The organism is Streptomyces sp. NPDC015242 (assembly GCF_043079125.1).
Lineage (GTDB): Bacteria > Actinomycetota > Actinomycetes > Streptomycetales > Streptomycetaceae > Streptomyces.
The window spans coordinates 15,002-32,442 of the sequence record NZ_JBIBUF010000003.1 but is presented as its reverse complement, the minus strand read 5'-3'; the positions used below and the strand labels follow the sequence as shown (position 1 = coordinate 32,442).

Annotated in this window: 15 protein-coding genes; 4 read left to right on the top strand and 11 right to left on the bottom strand. The window is 74.2% G+C overall.

The features are described 5' to 3' along the window. Positions 1–9: 9 nt before the first annotated feature. From ACF07N_RS11720 to ACF07N_RS11675, 10 genes are all read right to left on the bottom strand, one after another. Entirely contained in the window at positions 10–657 is a 648-nt protein-coding gene (locus ACF07N_RS11720) for a hypothetical protein (protein ID WP_392111205.1), read from the bottom strand. Continuing rightward, the gene (locus tag ACF07N_RS11715) at positions 623–1,450 is read right to left on the bottom strand and encodes an FkbM family methyltransferase (RefSeq protein ID WP_392111202.1); all 828 of its coding nucleotides are present in this window, start codon (positions 1,448–1,450) and stop codon (positions 623–625) included. Before ACF07N_RS11715 ends, ACF07N_RS11720 begins: the two co-directional genes overlap by 35 nt. After that, positions 1,447–1,668: a Trm112 family protein gene (locus tag ACF07N_RS11710; RefSeq protein ID WP_383322900.1), complete on the bottom strand. Its 222-nt coding sequence runs from the start codon at positions 1,666–1,668 to the stop codon at positions 1,447–1,449. Before ACF07N_RS11710 ends, ACF07N_RS11715 begins: the two co-directional genes overlap by 4 nt. After that, positions 1,665–2,570, bottom strand: coding sequence for a hypothetical protein (locus ACF07N_RS11705; RefSeq protein WP_392112381.1), 906 nt, complete (start codon positions 2,568–2,570; stop codon positions 1,665–1,667). Before ACF07N_RS11705 ends, ACF07N_RS11710 begins: the two co-directional genes overlap by 4 nt. 15 nt (positions 2,571–2,585) lie before the next feature. Next, complete coding sequence (locus ACF07N_RS11700; protein ID WP_392111199.1) at positions 2,586–3,329, bottom strand: class I SAM-dependent methyltransferase; 744 nt, start codon at positions 3,327–3,329, stop codon at positions 2,586–2,588. Continuing rightward, a complete protein-coding gene (locus ACF07N_RS11695; protein WP_383322909.1) occupies positions 3,326–4,573 on the bottom strand; it encodes a condensation protein in 1,248 nt (415 codons plus the stop codon). Before ACF07N_RS11695 ends, ACF07N_RS11700 begins: the two co-directional genes overlap by 4 nt. Then, complete coding sequence (locus ACF07N_RS11690) at positions 4,570–8,739, bottom strand: alpha-(1->3)-arabinofuranosyltransferase family protein (RefSeq protein ID WP_392111196.1); 4,170 nt, start codon at positions 8,737–8,739, stop codon at positions 4,570–4,572. Before ACF07N_RS11690 ends, ACF07N_RS11695 begins: the two co-directional genes overlap by 4 nt. After that, positions 8,736–9,533, bottom strand: coding sequence for a class I SAM-dependent methyltransferase (locus ACF07N_RS11685; protein WP_392111193.1), 798 nt, complete (start codon positions 9,531–9,533; stop codon positions 8,736–8,738). Before ACF07N_RS11685 ends, ACF07N_RS11690 begins: the two co-directional genes overlap by 4 nt. Next, on the bottom strand, positions 9,530–10,681 hold the full coding sequence (locus tag ACF07N_RS11680; RefSeq protein WP_392111190.1) for a glycosyltransferase family 4 protein: 1,152 nt from the start codon (positions 10,679–10,681) through the stop codon (positions 9,530–9,532). The genes ACF07N_RS11685 and ACF07N_RS11680 overlap by 4 nt, the downstream gene beginning before the upstream one ends. Positions 10,682–10,897: 216 nt before the next feature. After that, positions 10,898–11,893, bottom strand: coding sequence for a DUF3068 domain-containing protein (locus tag ACF07N_RS11675; RefSeq protein WP_383340281.1), 996 nt, complete (start codon positions 11,891–11,893; stop codon positions 10,898–10,900). 214 nt (positions 11,894–12,107) lie between these two features. Here ACF07N_RS11675 and ACF07N_RS11670 point away from each other — a divergent pair, with 214 nt between their 5' ends. Next, the gene (locus ACF07N_RS11670; protein WP_383322921.1) at positions 12,108–12,260 is read left to right on the top strand and encodes a hypothetical protein; all 153 of its coding nucleotides are present in this window, start codon (positions 12,108–12,110) and stop codon (positions 12,258–12,260) included. Between the two features lie 3 nt (positions 12,261–12,263). Next, positions 12,264–13,508 (top strand): helix-turn-helix domain-containing protein, encoded by a 1,245-nt coding sequence (locus ACF07N_RS11665; RefSeq protein WP_383322924.1) that lies wholly within the window; start codon positions 12,264–12,266, stop codon positions 13,506–13,508. Positions 13,509–13,539: 31 nt separating this feature from the next. On the opposite strand, the gene ACF07N_RS11660 is transcribed toward ACF07N_RS11665, so the two are convergent. Next, positions 13,540–15,594 (bottom strand): TerD family protein, encoded by a 2,055-nt coding sequence (locus tag ACF07N_RS11660; RefSeq protein WP_392112378.1) that lies wholly within the window; start codon positions 15,592–15,594, stop codon positions 13,540–13,542. A gap of 225 nt (positions 15,595–15,819) precedes the next feature. On the opposite strand from ACF07N_RS11660, the gene ACF07N_RS11655 reads away from it, so the two are divergent. Continuing rightward, positions 15,820–16,593, top strand: a complete 774-nt coding sequence (locus tag ACF07N_RS11655; protein ID WP_383322927.1) for an IclR family transcriptional regulator — start codon at positions 15,820–15,822, stop codon at positions 16,591–16,593. Beyond that, on the top strand, positions 16,590–17,438 hold the full coding sequence (locus ACF07N_RS11650) for an SMP-30/gluconolactonase/LRE family protein (RefSeq protein WP_392111186.1): 849 nt from the start codon (positions 16,590–16,592) through the stop codon (positions 17,436–17,438). Before ACF07N_RS11655 ends, ACF07N_RS11650 begins: the two co-directional genes overlap by 4 nt. Positions 17,439–17,441 lie beyond the last annotated feature (3 nt).

Genomic DNA, 17,441 nt, shown 5'->3' with positions numbered 1-17,441 from the left:
CGGCGCCCCTCAGGCCCCGGTGCCGGTGACGGCGACCCGCTGCAGCAGCCCCCAGGTGAACTCGGCGACGGCCTCCCGCCGCACGCCCCGCCCGTCCGGAGCGGTGAACGCCAGGCCCCACCTGGTCGGTGCCGAGCCCTCCAGGGGGCGGACCGGGGCGAAGGCGCGGGCCGCCTCGTCGACCGTGCAGGACCAGGGCGTGAGGTCGTCCAGCGTGCGCAGCCGCGGGCCCCGGGCGCCCGGGGCCCGCACCAGCCACTCGTTCCACACGCTGCCGTTCGGGGCGGTCAGCACCTCGAAGCGCAGGTCCGGCCAGAGCGGCACCGGCCAGAGCCACGCCTCGCAGTCCAGGTCGCCGATCCGGCGGGGTGCGCGGGACTCCGGTTCGCCCAGGACCGAGCGGATGGGGGTCCCCCCTGTTCGAGCGGAGCCGAGAACTCGGGGGAGGGACAGGGGCGCGCGGGAGCGCGGGGAGCGGACCATCGCCTGCCAGCGCTTGTTGGCCTCGCGCATGCCGGCGATCGACACGCCGAGCCGGTGCCGGGCGTCCTCGACCAGGCCGGGGTTGTGGTCGGCCATGCGGCGCAGCAGCACCAGCTGGAAGTCGAGCGGGGTGAACGGGCTAGCGGGGGGCTTTCCGGAGGGCATGGGACCCATCGTCGCCCACCCGGGCGGAGCCGGGACGGCGGCCGTCGGGCAGGAACAGCACCGAGTTGACGTAGCGCGGGCCCCGCAGGAGCGGGGAGGGCAGGACGCGGCGGAGCAGTCCGTGCGAGACGACGTAGGAGGCGCGGGCCTGGTGGTCCTCCAGCGGGAACTTCGCCAGCGGCACCCAGGTGTCCCCGGGCAGCACCCAGCCCTCGTAACCCAGCAGGGCCAGGTACGTCACCACGGGCGCGATCGGCTGGATGCGGGACTCCAGTTCGACGAAGAGGGCGGGCCGGTCGCGGGCCAGCAGCCCGGTCGCGCCGCGCAGCACCGCCGGCTCGTTGCCGTCGACGTCGATCTTGATGAAGCCCACCTCGCGCAGCCCCAGCTCGTCCAGCGTGACGCTGGGCACGTCCAGGGCGCGGCCGTGGATGTCGCGCCGCACCAGCGAGGAGACGCCCCGGTCGCCCGAGTCGCCCGCCGGCAGCCACAGCCGGGCGATGCCGGGCCGGTCCGAGGCGGCCGCGCGCACCACCCGGACGTTCGGCGGGGTCGCGGCCGCCAGCAACCGGGCCAGATGGGGCACCGGCTCGATCGTCACGACGTGCTCGGCGCGGGCCGCCAGCCGGTGCGTCCACGGCCCGTACCAGCCGCCGACGTCCACCGCCGTCCCGCAGCCGGCCGGGCACAGCTCGGCGAGCCGGGCCAGCTCCGGTTCGAACCGCGGGTACAGCGCCCGGGCCGCGGCGGCCACCAGCCGGGTGGGCAGGAAGGGGGCGAGACGGGCGGCCAGGCTGGTCACGGTGCCATCCTCGTGAGGAGTTCCTCGTGCTCGTCGTCCGGGACCTGCTCGCCCGAGGACGGCAGCAGCTGCGGGATGCCGTCCACGATCGGGTAACGGCGGTGCAGGCGCGGGTTGTACAGCGCCTCCGCCCGCCCGGCCTCCTCGGGCAGCAGATGCAGCGGGCCCTTGTCGAGCGGGCACGCCAGGATCTTCAGCAGCGGGTCGTCGGGCTTCATGGGGATGCCAACTCCTCGGCAGGTGCGGTGGGTCGGGAAGCGGGGTCGTGCTTCGGCATGGCCAGCAGCACGGCGACCGCGAGGGCCGTGCCCGCCACCCGCAGCGCGAGCCGCAGCGGCTCGTGCGGCAGGGCCTCGCCGAACGACAGCGTGCCGAGCACCGCCGTGAACAGGCTGGTCACGGTCGTGCACACCGGCACGATCAGCGAGGCACGGCAGCGCTGCAGCGCCGCCTGCGACATCACCAGGCCGAACACGCCGGTGAACAGCAGCAGATACGGGTACGGGGAGCTCAGCAGGTCCAGCACCGCGCCGCCGATCCCGTCGGTCGTCAGGTGGCTGGAGACGCCCTTGATGGCCAGCGAGCTGACCCCGTACAGCAGGCCCACGGCCACGCCGTACTCGACGCCGGTCGTCGGGCGCCGGTGCCGGTTGCGGGCGCGCCGCTCGGCGGAGCCGTACAGCCACACCCCGGCCGCCAGCGACGGCACGCACACCAGCAGGATCAGCGGGTAGGGCGCGTCCTGGCTGACGGTGTCCGTGCCCTCGCGCAGCGACAGCACGACCATGAGCAGCGCGAGCAGGATCGCGCCGAGCGCGTACCGCTCCCGGCCGCTGGTCTCCTCGCCGAGCAACCGGGCCGACAGCAGCACCAGCAGCACCAGGCCGGAGACGAAGATGCCCTGCGCGGCGGCGATCGGCAGGGTGCGGTAGACGACGAGCTGGGCGCCGAAACCGGCGGCGAGGGCGAGGGAGCCGCCGATCCACAGCGGGCTGCCGAGCACCAGGCGCAGCAGCCGGGCCGGCTGCCGGACGCTCACCTCGGGCAGCGAGGTGAGCGCCCGCTTCTCCAGTACGAACCCCAGGCTGTACAGGGTGTTCGCCAGCAGGGCCGCGGCCACTCCCCACCACATGGGCTACGTCCTCCGGGCGTGCAGCAGCAGGATCGACGCGAGCTGGGGCCGGGCGCAGGCCAGCCGGTCCAGGGGCCGCAGCGGGCGCGGCACCCCGTGGAAGGGCGCGCCCTCCAGCCGTACGACCGTGAACCCGGACGCGGCGACGAACTCCCGCAGGGCGCGCGGCGTGTACAGCCGCAGGTGCCCCACGACCTCCTTGCCCGGGCGGCCGTGGATGCCGCGCAGGCTGACCTCGGAGAAGACCGGCTGCACGCCCGCGAGCAGCAGGGCCCGGTTGTACCAGGCGGCCAGGTTCGGCGTGGACAGCATCAGATGGCCCCCGGGGCGCAGCACGCGGCGGATCTCGTCCAGCGCCGCGTCCGGGTCGACGAGGTGCTCGATCACCTCGCTGAACAGCACGGCGTCGGCCGAGCCGGACGCGAACGGCAGTCCCCCGCCGGTGAGTTCACCGCGCACCGCGTACGGGACGCGGGTGCGGGCGCGGCGCAGCGCGTCCTGCGACCAGTCGACGCCGACGATGCGGTGGCCGGGCAGCAGGGGGGCGGCGGTGGCCGCGGCGGTGCCGTCGCCGCAGCCGATGTCCAGGACGGTCCTCGGGTGACCCGCGGCCGGTCCGAGCGCCCGGGCCAGCATCCGGGCCTGGCGCAGGCTGCGCGGGGTGCCGGAGGCGACGGGGACGGCCGGGTTCTCGTAGAAGTCGCGCAGGTTTTCCGGATGGGGCGCGGTGGCCGGTCCGGCCGTCATGACGTGGCCTCCGTGGTGTGCAGGTAGTGCTCGAACAGGTCGCGCAGGTGGGCGCCGTCGCCGGGGCCGAGCAGGGCGCGGGACCAGCGCAGGGCGAGGTGCAGGCGGCCGGCCGTGGAGGCGGTCGTCACGGTCAGGCCGCGCGGCATCCGGGCCGGGGCGGAGAACCAGACCGCGTGCGCGCGGCCCGCCTCCTCGCCGAAGTCCAGCGGGTACGGGATGCGGCCGATGTTGCTCAGCAGGGTCGTCGACGTCCAGGGCGCCGCGGCCCGGCGCAGGGTGCGGGTGAGTGCGGCCCGGGCGGCGACCGGCGCCCAGGGGGCGGTGAGCAGGGTGGCGCCGTGGCCCAGCTGAGGGCGGGGCAGGGACTTCAGCGCCCGGGTGCGTTCCGCGGTGCGGCGCAGCAGGTCCGGCAGGTGCGGGTCGCGCAGTTCCCGCGGCGCGAAGGGGACCTCCACCAGGCGGGTGCCGTTGCCGATGGGCATCGAGGTGTCCCGGGGGCGGTCGTCCACGGGCATGGTGATGCGCAGCGGCCGGGGCCGGGCGCCGTGCTCCCGGTTCCAGTGGGCGACGGTCAGGGCGGTGGTGACCATCAGCTGGTCGTTGACGGTGTAGGGGGAGCCCTTGGGCCGGTGCGGCAGGGGCAGTTCGGCGACGAGCATGCCGTTGCCGGGGGACGGCTCGGGCGTGCCCCGCGCGACGCGGGCCGGGGGCGCCCAGTTGGTGGGGGTGTCCGGGGGTTCCCGGTGCGGCTCGGCGGGACGGACCGGGGGCGCGGCCGGGGAGTTGTCCCTGCCCCCGTACAGTTCGGCGGCCGTCGCGAGGATCCGCAGGCAGGCCGGGCCGTCGAGGGCCGTGTGGTTGATGGTGAGGAGCAGGACCGAGTCCACCACCTCCAGGCGTACCGGCGGCGACTGCGACAGCGGCGGGGCCTGCGCCAGGGCCCGGGCCCGGGCGTCCTGGAGGGCGCGGGGACCCGGCGGCGCGAACGTCACCACCTCCACGTCCGGCTCGCGTGTCAGCTCCCATTCGTAACGCCGCCGGTACCACGGCCCCGGCGCCTCCCGCATGAGGATGCGCGGATGCCGGTGCAGCGCCTCCAGGAACGCCTTGCGCAGACGGGCGTGGTCGAGGGGGCCCGGCAGGTGCACCTCGATGTGGACCGTCTCCGGCTCCTCCTCCTGCAGGCAGTGCCGGGAGACCTCGTCCACCACCGGGAACGGGACGCGCACCGGTGTCGTCATACGGTTTTGCCCTCCCCGGGGTCCGTCCTCGGCAACGGCCGCGTCGGAGCTTCCGACGCCGGTTGCTCGCGCAGGCTCACGAGCCCCGCGAACAGGCCGGTCAGCGCCAGCAGTTGGGCCACGTGCCCGAACGCGCCCCCGCCCGCGCCCACCGGTTCCCCGGCCCCGAAGGCCGCGGCGATCCCCGCCCCGGCCAGGGCGGCGAACGCGAGCGGCACCAGCAGCGCGTGCCGCCGCGCGGCGAGCAGCGCCAGCGCCGGGACCAGCAGCGCCAGCCATCCGGCGACCACCACGCCCACCAGCGTCAGCGCCACCGCGCCGAGCCACAGCCCGGGCAGCGGCGGGGCGGGCTGCGGCGCGTCGGGGTTCGGTGCGCGGCGGCGCCACACCGCCAGGCCCAGCAGCGCCGCGATGCCGACACCGCTGCCGATCAGCCCGATGTCGTAGGTGGTGGCCGGCTCGTACGACAGCCGCACCGCGCCGCCCGACCCGGCCGGGATCCGCCAGCCCTGCTGCCAGCCGTCCAGCCGGACCGGGGTCAGCTCCTTGCCGTCCAGCGTGGCCCGCCAGCCGTCGTTGAAGTTCTCGTACGTGGTGAGGTACGAGGCCGCTCCCGAGCCGACCGTGACCTCGCGCCGGTCGCCCAGCCAGTCCCGGATGCGCAGGTCGCGCCCGGCGGCGGTCTCGGGCACCGTCCCGCGGGTCAGGGTCACGTCCGTGAGCGCCAGCGGGCCCGCGTCGCCGCCCTCCAGCCGGTGCTCGCCCGCCGCCAGCCGCACCTCGGCGTCGCCGCGTCCCTCCTGGCAGAGCGTCACCTCCACGCCCCGCCGCTCCACCAGGTCGCGCACGGTCCCCTTCACGGCCGACTGGTACAGCTCGCCGTCCAGCGCCACGTCCGGGCCCTTGCCGCACGGCAGGGAGAAGGCGCGGGTGCCGTCCGGCTGCGGGGTGCGGTACCGGTCGAGGGAGGGGAGGTAGGCCTCGGTCAGGCCCACCGGCAGGCGCAGGTCCTCGTCGGCGACCGGGTTGTGCAGGGTCAGCGGGGCCGTCTCGGTGACCGTGATGTCGAGCCGGTCGGTGGTGATCGGCGGGAAGCGGACCCAGCCGTTCTTGTCGACACCGGCGACGGCCGCGCCGTCCGGGGAGCTGATGTGCACCTCCGAGGCGCGGGTGGACAGCCCGCCCGCGGGGGCCAGGACCAGTTCGCCGACCGGCTGCTTGCCCTCCCAGCGCAGGTGGATCGTCGGCCGGTCGCCCGCGATCCACGCCGTCGTCAGGTCGCCGTCGGTGAGGTTGCGCGCCCCGATGCCCGCCCCGAGGCGTGCCGTGGAGTCGGCGGTGGCGACGATCCGGGCCTGCTGCCCGGGCGCCACCTCGTACAGCAGCTCGTCGAGTGCGGCGCCGGGCACCGGCACCGCGCGCGCCTTCACCTCGTACGTCCCGGCGGCCGGGGTCGTGAAGCGGCGGTGCAGGCCCGCCTCGGTGCCGGTCGGGGACAGGCCGGTCGGGTCGGCTGCGCGGTGCAGGGAGACGACGGTCGCGGCGGCACTCGCCTCGTCCGCGTCGGACGGCAGCCGCAGCAGCCGCGTCACCCGCACGTCCGGCAGGTCGATCTCGGAGAAGCCCGCGCCGGTCAGACCGGCCCGGCGCTCCACCGAGTCCACGATCGTCAGCTTCATCCAGCGCGTCGCGCCCTCGGGTGCCTTGACCCGCTGGGTCGTGCCGTTCGGCTGGAGGAAGCTGGTCCGCTCGCCCTTCTCGGTCTCCACCCGCACTCTCGTCGCCGCCGCCCGCACGCTCCCCTGCGGCAGCGGCGTGATCTTGAAGGAGGACGGCATGGCGTAGCTGCCGGTGAAGCCGATGCGCAGCCACTGCCCGTCCGGCGTGTCCGGCGAGCCCTCCGTCCAGGCGGTGTCCGGGTTGCCGTCGAAGGCGTTCACCGGGTCGTACTGCGGCAGGTGGAACAGCCAGTTGCCGTACGAGGACGCCGACACCGAGCGCGCGCCGCGCAGTTCGGCGACCGTCTGGTGCTCGGTGCCCTCGGCCGGCAGGATCTGGCGCGGTTTCTCGCCCGGGTCCTGCTGGGCCCCGGACGCGTTGCGCTCGTCGCGCGTGTACGTGTACGAGGTGTTGGCGTTGACCAGCCCGAACCGGGTGTCGGCCCGGCGCAGTCCGTCGCCCACCACCTGCACCGCCGGGGTGCCGAGCCCCGGGTGGTCGTCCCCGGCCAGCACGGCGGCCCGCCCGCGCAGCCCGGACGCCAGCGGCAGCAGCGCCTCGGGCCCGCCGGACACCACGGCCGTGTCGGCGACCGGGGCGAGCGCGGCCTGCCCGGGCCGCACGACGTCCTCGCCCGCCGGACGGTAGATCTCCACGGCCCGCTGCCGCGGGTACAGCCCCTCGACCTGGAGCGGGGCGTCCTGCGCGATCCGGCCGCCCGTCATCACCGGGCCGAGCCCCGTGACCCGCTCGTACCCCGACTGCTCCAGCGTGCGCTTGACGGTCGCGGTCGGTACGGCGCCGATCTGGTCGGGGTCGAGGTCGTTGCGCACGACGACGTAGTACAGCCCGGCCCGGCTCAAGTAGTCGGCCAGGCCCGGCACTTCGCCGCCGGACAGCAGGGCCTGCTCGACGGCGTCCATGGCGCGCCGGTTGCCGGGCGTGCCGAACGGGACGTAGTCGCGCTGCGCCCAGCGCGACTCGGCGAGCACGTCGAGCGGCTGATCGATGGGGGAGCCCCAGGTGTAGACGCCGTGCGCGGTGGCCGGGACGACCAGGGCGCGCGAGTCCGGCGAGTACTTCTCCAGCCAGTCGGCCGTGGCCTGCCAGTAGGCGGGCAGCTTCCGGAACGAACCGGGGTTCAGGATCGAGCCGTTGAGGTACGGCCACAGCAGCCCGGGCAGAATCAGCACGGCCGCGACGAGCGGCGCGAGACGCCGGCCGCGCACCGGCCGGGCCCCGCGCCGCTCGGCGGCCACCCCCACCAGATGGGCCAGGCCCAGCACGAGCGCGAGCGCCAGACCGGTCTGGAACTTGTAGATGTTGCGGAAGGGCGACAGCCACCCGTCCAGCCAGCCCTGCACCCCGTCGTGGAACGGCGCCCCGAACGCCCCGCCGTATCCGGCGAGCAGCACCAGCGCCGTCACCAGTACCGTCAGCACCAGCCACCGCCGCTCGGGCACGTCCCGCCGGGCCAGCCCGGCCAGGCCCAGCCCGGCCGCCAGCGCGGAGCACACGATCACGAGCACGGAGGACGCCACGGTCCACCCGGCCGGCAGCCACGCCTCACCGAAGTGCAGATAGGCCACCCAGTTCCCGGCCCCGCGCAGCGCCTCGGTCGCCGACATGGTGTCCGTCGTCGTCCGCGCGGTCTCTATATAGGGGAGGAAGTTCTCCCCGTAGACGCCGAGCAGCAGCAGCGGCACCCACCACCAGGCCGTCACCACGATCACCGCCGGGGCCCACCAGGCGATCAGCTTGCGCATCCGCGGCCCCGGCGGCCGGGACAGCAGGTACAGCCCCACCGGCAGCAGGGACGCCAGCGTCGCCGACGCGTTCACCCCGCCCATGAACGGCACGAGCAGCGCCGAGCGCAGGGCGGCGACCCGGGCCGTGTACCGCTCGTCCGTCAGCGGCAGCAGCACCCATGGCAGGAACGCCCCGGGCAGCGCGGCGGCCGACGTGGAGCCGATGACGGTCGTGAACAGCGGCCACAGCGCGTACGCCACGGCCCCCAGCAGCCGGGACGCCGGACTGCCGACCCGCAGCCGCTCCGCCAGCCGCAGCGCCCCCCAGAAGGCGACGGACACGATCACCGACAGCCACAGCCGCTCCGCCAGCCACACCGGCAGCCGGACGAGGTCGGCCACCCAGTAGAACGGCAGCATCGGCCACAGATAGCCGGCGTACTGGTCCTGGATGCCGCCGAACCCGGCCCGGTCGTGCCACAGCTGCCCCAGGTCGGCGAGGAACCGGCCCGGATCGGTGGTCACCCCCAGCTTGGTGTCGAACGTCTGCCGCCCCGGCTGCACCGCCAGGAACAGCACGAACACCACGGCCCAGAAACCCAGCAGCCAGCGCCGCGACCGGGGACCGTCGGGCGGGCCCGACGCGGTCGTGGTGGTGGGGACGGCTGCCGGGGGAGGAGCCTGGACCGTCGTCGTCATGTAGGACACCGCCGCAGGATGAGGAGGAGGTTCCAGGTGGCGAACTCGCGGATCACGGGCGCCTTGACGACGGCCTCCGCGAGGAAGGGCCAGTAGCGGGAGCGCGCCGAGACGACCGTGACGTCGTCCCGGGCCCGCACCTGCCGCAGGGTGGGGCCGATGTGCACCGCGAACAGGTTCTCGCCGAGCGTGTGCTTGGCGGGCCTGCCGGTCCGCCGGGCGTAACGGGCCCGGGCCCGCTCGGCGCCGAGGTAGTGCCAGGGGGCCCACTCGTGCCCGCCCCACGGCGACAGCCAGTTGGTGAACGACACGTAGATCAGCCCGCCGGGCCGGGTCACCCGCGCCAGCTCGCTGAGGAACGTCTCCGGGTCGGCGACGTGCTCCAGCACGTTGGAGGAGAAGGTGACGTCCGCGACACCGTCCCGCAGCGGCAGCAGGTATCCGTCGGCGACGACGGCCGCGTCGGGCGGCTTCTCGCCCAGCTCGGCCACGTCCGGCTCGAACAGGAACGCGTTCGCCCCGCGCCGCCGGAACTCCGCGGTGAAGTACCCGCCGCCCCCGCCGACGTCCAGGACGGTACGCCCCGCCACGGGCCCGTCCCAGGCCTCGACCTGGTCGACGGCGTCCCGGGCGAGCAGCGAGTAGCAGGCCCCGGGGTCGTCCTGCTCGCGCAGGAAGGCACGGAACAGGGTCAGGGAGCGCCGGAAGGAGGGGTCCTTGTAGGGGGCCGCTCTCGCGGGGCGCGGGGCGGCGACGGGCGCGGCACCGCCCCGCGGGCGCCGGGGCGGCGTCACGGTCCCCAGCCCCTCACCGCCTCCGCGGCCACCACCCGGAACTGCCGCACCGTCCGGTCCCACCGGAACTGCGCCGCCCGCTCCCGGGCCGCCTTGCCCATCAGTTCCCGCCGCTCCGCGGACAGCGCCAGCGCGCACCAGGCCGCGGCGAACGAGGACTCACCGCGCGCCAGGATCCCGGTCTCGCCGTCGACCACGGAGTCCTTGAGTCCCGGCACGTCGAAGGCGACACTCGGCGTCTCCCGGGCCGCCGCCTCCGTCACGACCAGGCCCCAGCCCTCCACCGCCGACGGGTGCAGCAGCAGCCAGGCCGCGCACAGCAGCCGGTGCTTCTCGGCCTCGGAGACGTACCCGGTGAACTCCACACCGGGCCCGGCCGCCCGCTCCAGCCGCTCGCGCTCCGGCCCGTCCCCGACGATCACCAGCCGCCCGCCGGTCACCGGCCGTACCCGCTCCCACAACCGCAGCAGCAGGTCGATCCGCTTGTACTCGACGAGCCGTCCGACGGCGACGAACAGCGGCTCGGACGAGCGCTCGGCTCGCGGCCCCGGCTCCTCGACGCCGTTGTGCACGACGCGGATCCGCTCCCGCTCGACCCCGATCGCGCGCAGGGCGTGCGCGGTCGAGGACGACACGGCGACCAGCAGGTTGCGCTGCTGCGCCCCGGTCAGCGCCCAGTGTTCGAGTCTGCGGCCGAGGCGTGCCGCCGGCGCCAGCGGGCCGCCGAAACGCATCGCCCACAGGTCCGTGTGGACGTGGTTGACCAGGCACAGGGTCGGGCCCCGGTGCCACAGCGGAGCCAGGTACGGCATGCCGTTGCACACCTCGACCAGCAGGTCGCAGTCGCCGACCTGGCGGGCGAAGGCCGACCGGGCGCGCAGGTAGTGCCCGTACGGGCCGCCCGCCGAGACGACCCGGTAGTCGCGGAACGCCGCGGGGCCGCCGCACAGCAGGGTCACCTGGTGTCCCAGCCGGGTCAGCCCTTCGGCGAGCTTGTCGACCAGCAGCTCGGAGCCGCCGGCGGAGGGATTGCCGAGGTCGCGGTGGGCGAGGAAGACGATCCGGCGCGGCTGTGGGGGGAGCGCCGGAGGGTGCTGCGGCGCGTGGGGGGACGCGGTGCGCAGCGTGGACGGTACGTGCTGGGGCATCGGTGCTCCAACTCGTCTCGGGGTGCGGAACCCGGTGGGGAGAACGTGGGGGTGGGGCCGTCGGGGAGGGGCCGGCCTGTGGGGGGCCTGGGCTCCTCCTGGGAGGGGAGTGCGGACGGGATGTGCTCGGGTGGGGTTGGACAGTTTTCGCCCGGACGTTCGCCACGGCTACTCACCGACGTGACAATTTCCGGCTTTGTCGGAGCTGACGTCACATCACATCGTGAGGGTGGGCCGGGGCGTACCGGGCACATCGGACGGAGTGGGCTGCTCCGGCTCCTTCCGCCCACGGGCCACCAGAACGCCGCCCACCGCCGCGAGCACCAGGCCGGCGATCCCGGCGCCGATCGGCAGGGTCGTCCCGACCAGCCGGAGCTGACCGCTGTCCCGCTTCGCCTGCCGCACCGCCTCCTTCTGCGTCGCCGTCGTGAAGGCGACCTTCTCGCTGTCCAGCAGCACCGCCGCGTCCTTCTTCGCGCCCGGCGCCCGCAGGGTCCGCTTCGGCCCGGTCTGTGCGTACAGCACCCGGCCCGTGGCCTGGTCGACGACCAGCTCGAAACCGTGGTTGGCGTACCACTCCTCGGCCAGCACCTGCGGCCGGTCCGGCTGGTCGACGAGCGTGCCGGGCACCATCCGCGTGCCGGTGCGGGTCGGCGGGACGGAGCCGGTGAACCTGTAACCCGTGTACCCCTGGACCTTCTCGGTGCCCCGGTAGCGCAGGACGACCGTGTCGCCGAGGGTGTTGTCCCACCACTGGTAGGACCGTTTCTGCACGTCGAAGGGGAACTTCAGGTAGGCCTCGCCCTCGATGTGGGGCTTCTCCCCGCAGCAGTGCACCGGGCGGGTGGTCCTCCGGTCCATCACCCAGCGGTGCGGCGTGAAGTCCAGCGCGTCGTGCGGATCGGCGGCCGGCAGCGACTTGTCGGTGTCGACCGTGGTCGTCACGTCCCAGACGGCGTTGCCGCTGCGCTCACTGTCGGCGACGTCGCCCCGCACCCGCTGGGTGACCGTGATCTTCCGGTCGGGCACCGTCTCGATCCGGTCAGTGTCGAAGACGCTGCCCCGGCCTTCGTAGACGGCGGTCGTGTCGATGTCGATCGGGTTCACCGCGGCCCGCGGCTGCACGTACCAGGCGAGCAGGGGCGCCAGCACCAGCAGGAACGTGCCGAGACCCAGCAGGACCAGGGAAAAAGGAGAGGTTGTACGGCGCATCCGGGCACTCCAGTGGCTTGGGACGGCTCGACGTACGAGAGGGCCGGCACGGCGGCGGAATGCGCGCGTGCGGCTGGGCCGGGAACCGTAGGCGGCTCTTGACGGGGTGTCAATGCTTGTCGAGACTGGGCCCGACAGGCAGGGACGGGGTGCCGAGGTGGGGCAACCTCCGGACTATCTCCGGACGAATCCGGACAGAGAGGCTGACCCTGCGATGTCCAGACTGCTCGCTGCCGTGCTGACCGTGGCGCTCGCCGCCGCCCTCGCCGTGGGGGCCGCGCTGGGCGTGGTCGCGCTGCTCGAAGCCACGCCCGACCAGCCCAACACGCCCCTGATCACGTACGAGCGGGCCGGGCAGGGGAGCTGACGGATGACGGCCGCCCGCACCGGAACCGTCACCTCCCGCTCGGCCTGGCACGACGTACCGCGCTTCCAGGTGCGCCGGTTCGCCGCGATCGCCATGGCCGAGGCGCCCGAGCTGGCCGAGGAGATCCTCCGCGAGATACAGCGCGAGTACCCGCACCTGCCCGTCGTCCTCGACGACTCCGGCGAGCCGATGGCCCTGGTCGGCATCCGCCGCGCCATCGAGGTGTTCGTGCAGCACCTGGAGCACTCGGAGGGCCGCCCGACCGTCCCGCCCGGCGTCTTCCAGGACTTCGGCCGCGGCGAGGGCCTCAACGGCCGCTCCCTGGACTCCCTCCAGGCCATCTACCGCATGGGCGTACGCCTGGCCTGGCGCCGCTTCGCCGACATCGGCCAGCGCGTGGAGATCCCGCCCCCGGCGATGTACGAACTCGTCGACGCGGGCTACGAGTACCTGGACGGCCTGGTCGACCAGTCCGTACGCGGCTACGCCGAGGCGGCGGCCCGTCAGGCCGGCGAACGACTGCGGCTGCAACGCCGCCTGATGGAACTGCTGCTGGCCGAACACCACCGCGGCGACCCCACCGAGGCCTTCACCGAACGTGCCGCCCGCATCGGCTGGCCGCTGCCCGAGAAGGTCGCGGTCGGCGTCCTGCTGCGCCCGGCCCGCGAGGCGATGGCCCCAGCCGTCGGCCAGGGCGTCCTGCTCGACATGGAGTACGAACAGCCCCGCATGGTCGTCCCCGAGCCGGACGCGGCGGGCCGCCACGAACTGCTGCACCGGGCCCTGACCGGCTGGTCGGGCGCGATCGGACCGCCCGTGCCGCTGGCCGACGCGGCGAAGTCGCTGCGCTGGGCGGAGGCGGCGGTCCGCCTCATGGAACGCGACCTGCTGCCCTCCGGCGAGGTCCTGCACTGCACCGAGCACACCGAGGCCCTGGTCCTCCTCCAGCCCGAGGAGCTCATCGACGACCTGGCCCTGCGCTGCCTGGCCCCCCTGACCCACTGCGGCCCCACCCACGGCCGCCGCCTCGCCGAGACCCTCCTGGCCTGGCTGGAGACCCGGGGCGGCGCCCCCGAGGTCGCCGCCCGCCTGGGCGTCCACCCCCAGACGGTCCGCTACCGCCTCCGCCAGATCCGCGAACTGTGGGGCGACGAGATCGACGACCCGGACCGCCGCTTCGAACTGGAACTGGTGCTACGGGCACAGCGGCTGCGGGGAAGACTGGGGGCGGTCCAGGGCCGGCGGTGAAGGGCCGGTGCGCCGGCGAGCCACCGTCCCGTCACACCGTGGCGCGTTCCCTCGCCGCGGCCCGCCCCGGCGCCGGAGCGTCCAGGTGGACCACCACCGACGTGTAGAAGCGGTGCACGGCGTCGTCGACACTGCGGATGAAACCGGACTCGGCGTTGCCCCGGCCGCTGCCCATGCCCTTGAACAGGGACAGCCGGAAGCCGGTGATACGGGTCGCGCTGTCCCTCGGCAGCAGATCGGCAGGCTCGGGGCGCAGCCGCTCCAGCGTGCCCCGGGGCCCACCCGCCTCGCCCTCGACCAGCGTCTCGACGTGCAGGTCCGCCGGGGCCTCGGCGAGGCGCCGAAGCAGACGCTTGGCCCAGGTGAGGGGATAGCCCTGTTCGGGAGCCGGGATCTCGACGGAGGTCCGCAGCTTGGCCGTCCGCAGGTCGGCGCTGATGCCGAGCAGACCGGGCGCGCCCTCGACCCGCAGCTCCGCCTGGAGCCTGCCCTCCAGGCACAACTGGTCCGCCAGGCGGGCGCGGCGGGCCCCCGGGTCGGCGCCGCGCCGGGTGCGCTGGGCGGGCAGCACCTTCTGGCCGAGTTCGCCGCCGAGCCGCAGGCACACCTGGCGGACGAGGCGTTCCCAGCTCTCGACGACCTCCAAGGCGCGCGGGTCGCCTTGGCAGAGGGTCTCGTCACTGATGCCGTTGCGCACCGGCACCCAGGCCGAGCCCATGTTCTGGAAACCGTGACAACCGGAGTTGTCGTGCTGGAGGTAGTGGAGCAGGTCCTGCAGGAGCCAGGTGCGTGCCGCGTTGCCGACACCGTCGTGCCGGATCAGCATCTGTGCCTGGTGGGCCACTTCCGCCCAGGACAGGTGCCAGAGCGCCACCTGGTGCTTGCGCCGCCGGTCGATCTTGACGTCGACCAGCGGGCTGCCTTCCAGCGCCACGTCGTTCGACAGCGTGATCACGGCCTCGTAGCCCCGCCGCGCCGCGATGTCCATGTAGGCCTGCACCTGCTCGGACTTCAGCGGGTTGCCGTTGGTCTTGGTCTCGACGAGCGCGGTCCACAGCTTCCCGGCGCGCTCGACGCGGATCACCCCGTCGGGGCGCCGTGGGGTGTCCCCGTGCGGCAGGGAGACCTCGGTGAAGGTCTCCATGCGGCCGGACGGCGCACCGAACGGCGCGGTGATGCGCCGTCCGAAGCGCGGCACCTGGGCCATCACCGACAACAGCACGGAGGTGGCACGCATCTCCCGGTCGCGATCGCTCTTGAGCGTCGAGACGGGGAACAGCCGGGCCTGCTTCCACGCGTCGTTCTCCGCCAGGCTCTTCACGGGTGCCCTGGGCGGCGTGACCTTCTTCTTCGCGGTCCGGGGCCGGACCGGCCGCTTCTTCGGGACGGTTTCCTCGTCGGCCGGGGGACGCGGCGCCGGGACGGCCTCCAGGGTCACCGGCGGCGGAGCGTCGGCCGCGGGTGCGGCTGGAACGGCGGGTTCCGCTACGACCGCCCCCTCGGGATCCCCCTCGGGATCCCCCTCGTACCCCGCCTCGGGCTCCGCCTCGTCGTCCTCGATGTCGACGCCGAAGTCCGTCGCCAGTCCCGCCAGGCCGCTCTCGTAGCCCTGTCCGACGGCCCGGAACTTCCACTCCTCGCCCCGCCGGTACAACTCGCCGAAGATGATCGCGCTCACCGGGCCGGGGTCCTCGACGACGAACCGGAGGAGGCTCTCGCCCACCGCGTCGGCCAGCGTCACGCGCACGTCGTCCAGCTCGCCGAACCGGGCGCCCTCGTAGCGGCTCGCCGCCACGACGATCCGCTCCACGCCGGCCGGGACCGCGGTCAGGTCGAAGCTGATCCGGTCCTCGCTGCCGTCGTCCGTGGGCTCCTTGCCGAGCAGCTGCACACTGCCGTCGGCGGCCACCGGGTTGTTGTAGAAGTAGAAGTCGGCGTCGCTGCGGACCTTGCCGTTCTCGTCGAGCAGCAGGACGGAGACGTCGGCGTCGCCCTGCCCGGTCGGGCTGGACCAGCCCAGGCTCACGATCGCGGAGCCCACGTTCTCGCTCAGGGCCGACAGGGACACGTTCGAGCCCATGGTCATGTCACGCACAGAAGAATCCCCCCACCTCGCGACACCTGTGACGTGTCGCACATCGGCACTTTAATGTGCACGCAGCGTGCTCGTGGGGTGCTCGTCGGTTTCCGTCCACTGCCGGTCTGCCCATTGCCCGGGCAAACCTCTATGGCTAGCCTGTGTTCGTCATGCCGATCGCCTGTTGAAATCTCGAACGCGGGCGCTGAGAACACATTAGGGAGGGGGCCGGTCGTGGGACGACTCGTACCAGCCGTGACCCGGGCTCTCGACATTCTCGAGCTCTTCCTCGACGGGGACGGAACGCTCTCCGCCCCCGACATCGTGCGCAAGCTGCAGCTGCCGCGCACCACCGTGCACGAGCTGGTGACCACGCTCGCCGCCCGGAAGTACATCGTCCCCGTGCCCGGCCAGCCGGGACGCTACCGGCTCGGCGTGCGCCCGTACCAGCTCGGCGCCCGCTACGCCGAGCAGCTCGACCTCGCCGCCGAGGGGCAGCAGGTCGCCCGGTCCGTCGCCGAGACCTGCGACGAGACCGTGCACGTGGCGATCCTGGAGGACACGGACGTCATCTACATCGCGAAGGTCGACTCCACGCACGCCGTGCGGATGGTGTCGGCGGCCGGCCGCAGGCTGCCCGCGCACTGCACCTCCGTCGGCAAGATGCTGCTGGCCTCCCTCCCCGAGCACGAGCTCGCCGCGCGGATCCCCGACGGCGCCGAGCTGGTCGCGATGACCCCCAACAGCATCACCGACCCGGCCGCTCTGCGCGAGGCCCTGGCCGAGATCCGTGAGCGGGGCCTCGCCGTGGAGAGCCGCGAGTCCAACCCGGACGTCAGCTGTGTGGCCGCGCCGGTGCGCGACCGCACCGGGCAGGTCGTCGCCGCCCTGTCGATCTCCGTGCCCATGATCCGCTGGAGCGAGGAGCGCCGGGCCGAGCTGGAGCAGCTCGCCGCGAAGGGCGCCGCCGAGCTGTCCGAGCACCTCGGCCACCGGAGCGTGGCATGACGGCGCCGTACGAGGTCGCCGTGCGCGCCGAGGCCGAGCTGGGGGAGGGCCCGACCTGGGACGCGGCGGCCGGGCGGCTGCTGTGGATCGACATCCTCGGCTCGCGACTGCACACCTACGACCCGGTCACCGGGCGGCGGACCGTCCGCCGCACGGAACAGCACATCGGCGCCGTCAAGCCGCGCGCCGGCGGCGGCCTGGTGCTGAACCTGCGCGACGGGATCGGGCTCCTCGACCCCGACGGCGGCTTCCGCTGGCTGCACCGCGAACCCGTGCCGGGCCGCCGCGCGAACGACGCCGCGGTCGCGCCCGACGGCGCGCTGTGGGCCGGGACCATGCGGTACGACGAGGCGCCGGGCGGCGGCACGCTGTCCCGCGTCACCGGCGAGGGCGCCGTGGAGGTCGTGCTCGACGACGTCACGGTCTCCAACGGCACCGGCTGGAGCCCCGACGGGCGGCTCATGTACTACATCGACACCCCCACCCGGCGCATCGACGTCTTCGACCACGCCGACGGCCGGATCTCGGGGCGCCGGACGCTCGCCGAGATCGAGGAGGGCGCCGGCTTCCCCGACGGGCTGACCGTGGACGCCGACGGATGCGTGTGGGTGGCCCTGTGGGAGGGCGGGGCGGTACGGCGGTACACGCCGCAGGGCCGGCTGGACCGGGTGATCGAGCTGCCGGTGCCGCTGGTGACGGCGTGCGCGTTCGGCGGGGCCGGGCTGGACGACCTGTACATCACCACCGCGCGGGTGGGCCTGAGCGAGCCGCCCGCGCCGGCGGGTTCGCTGTTCGTGGTGCCGGGGGCAGGCAAGGGCCTGGCCCAGCCCGCGTTCACCGGCTGACCG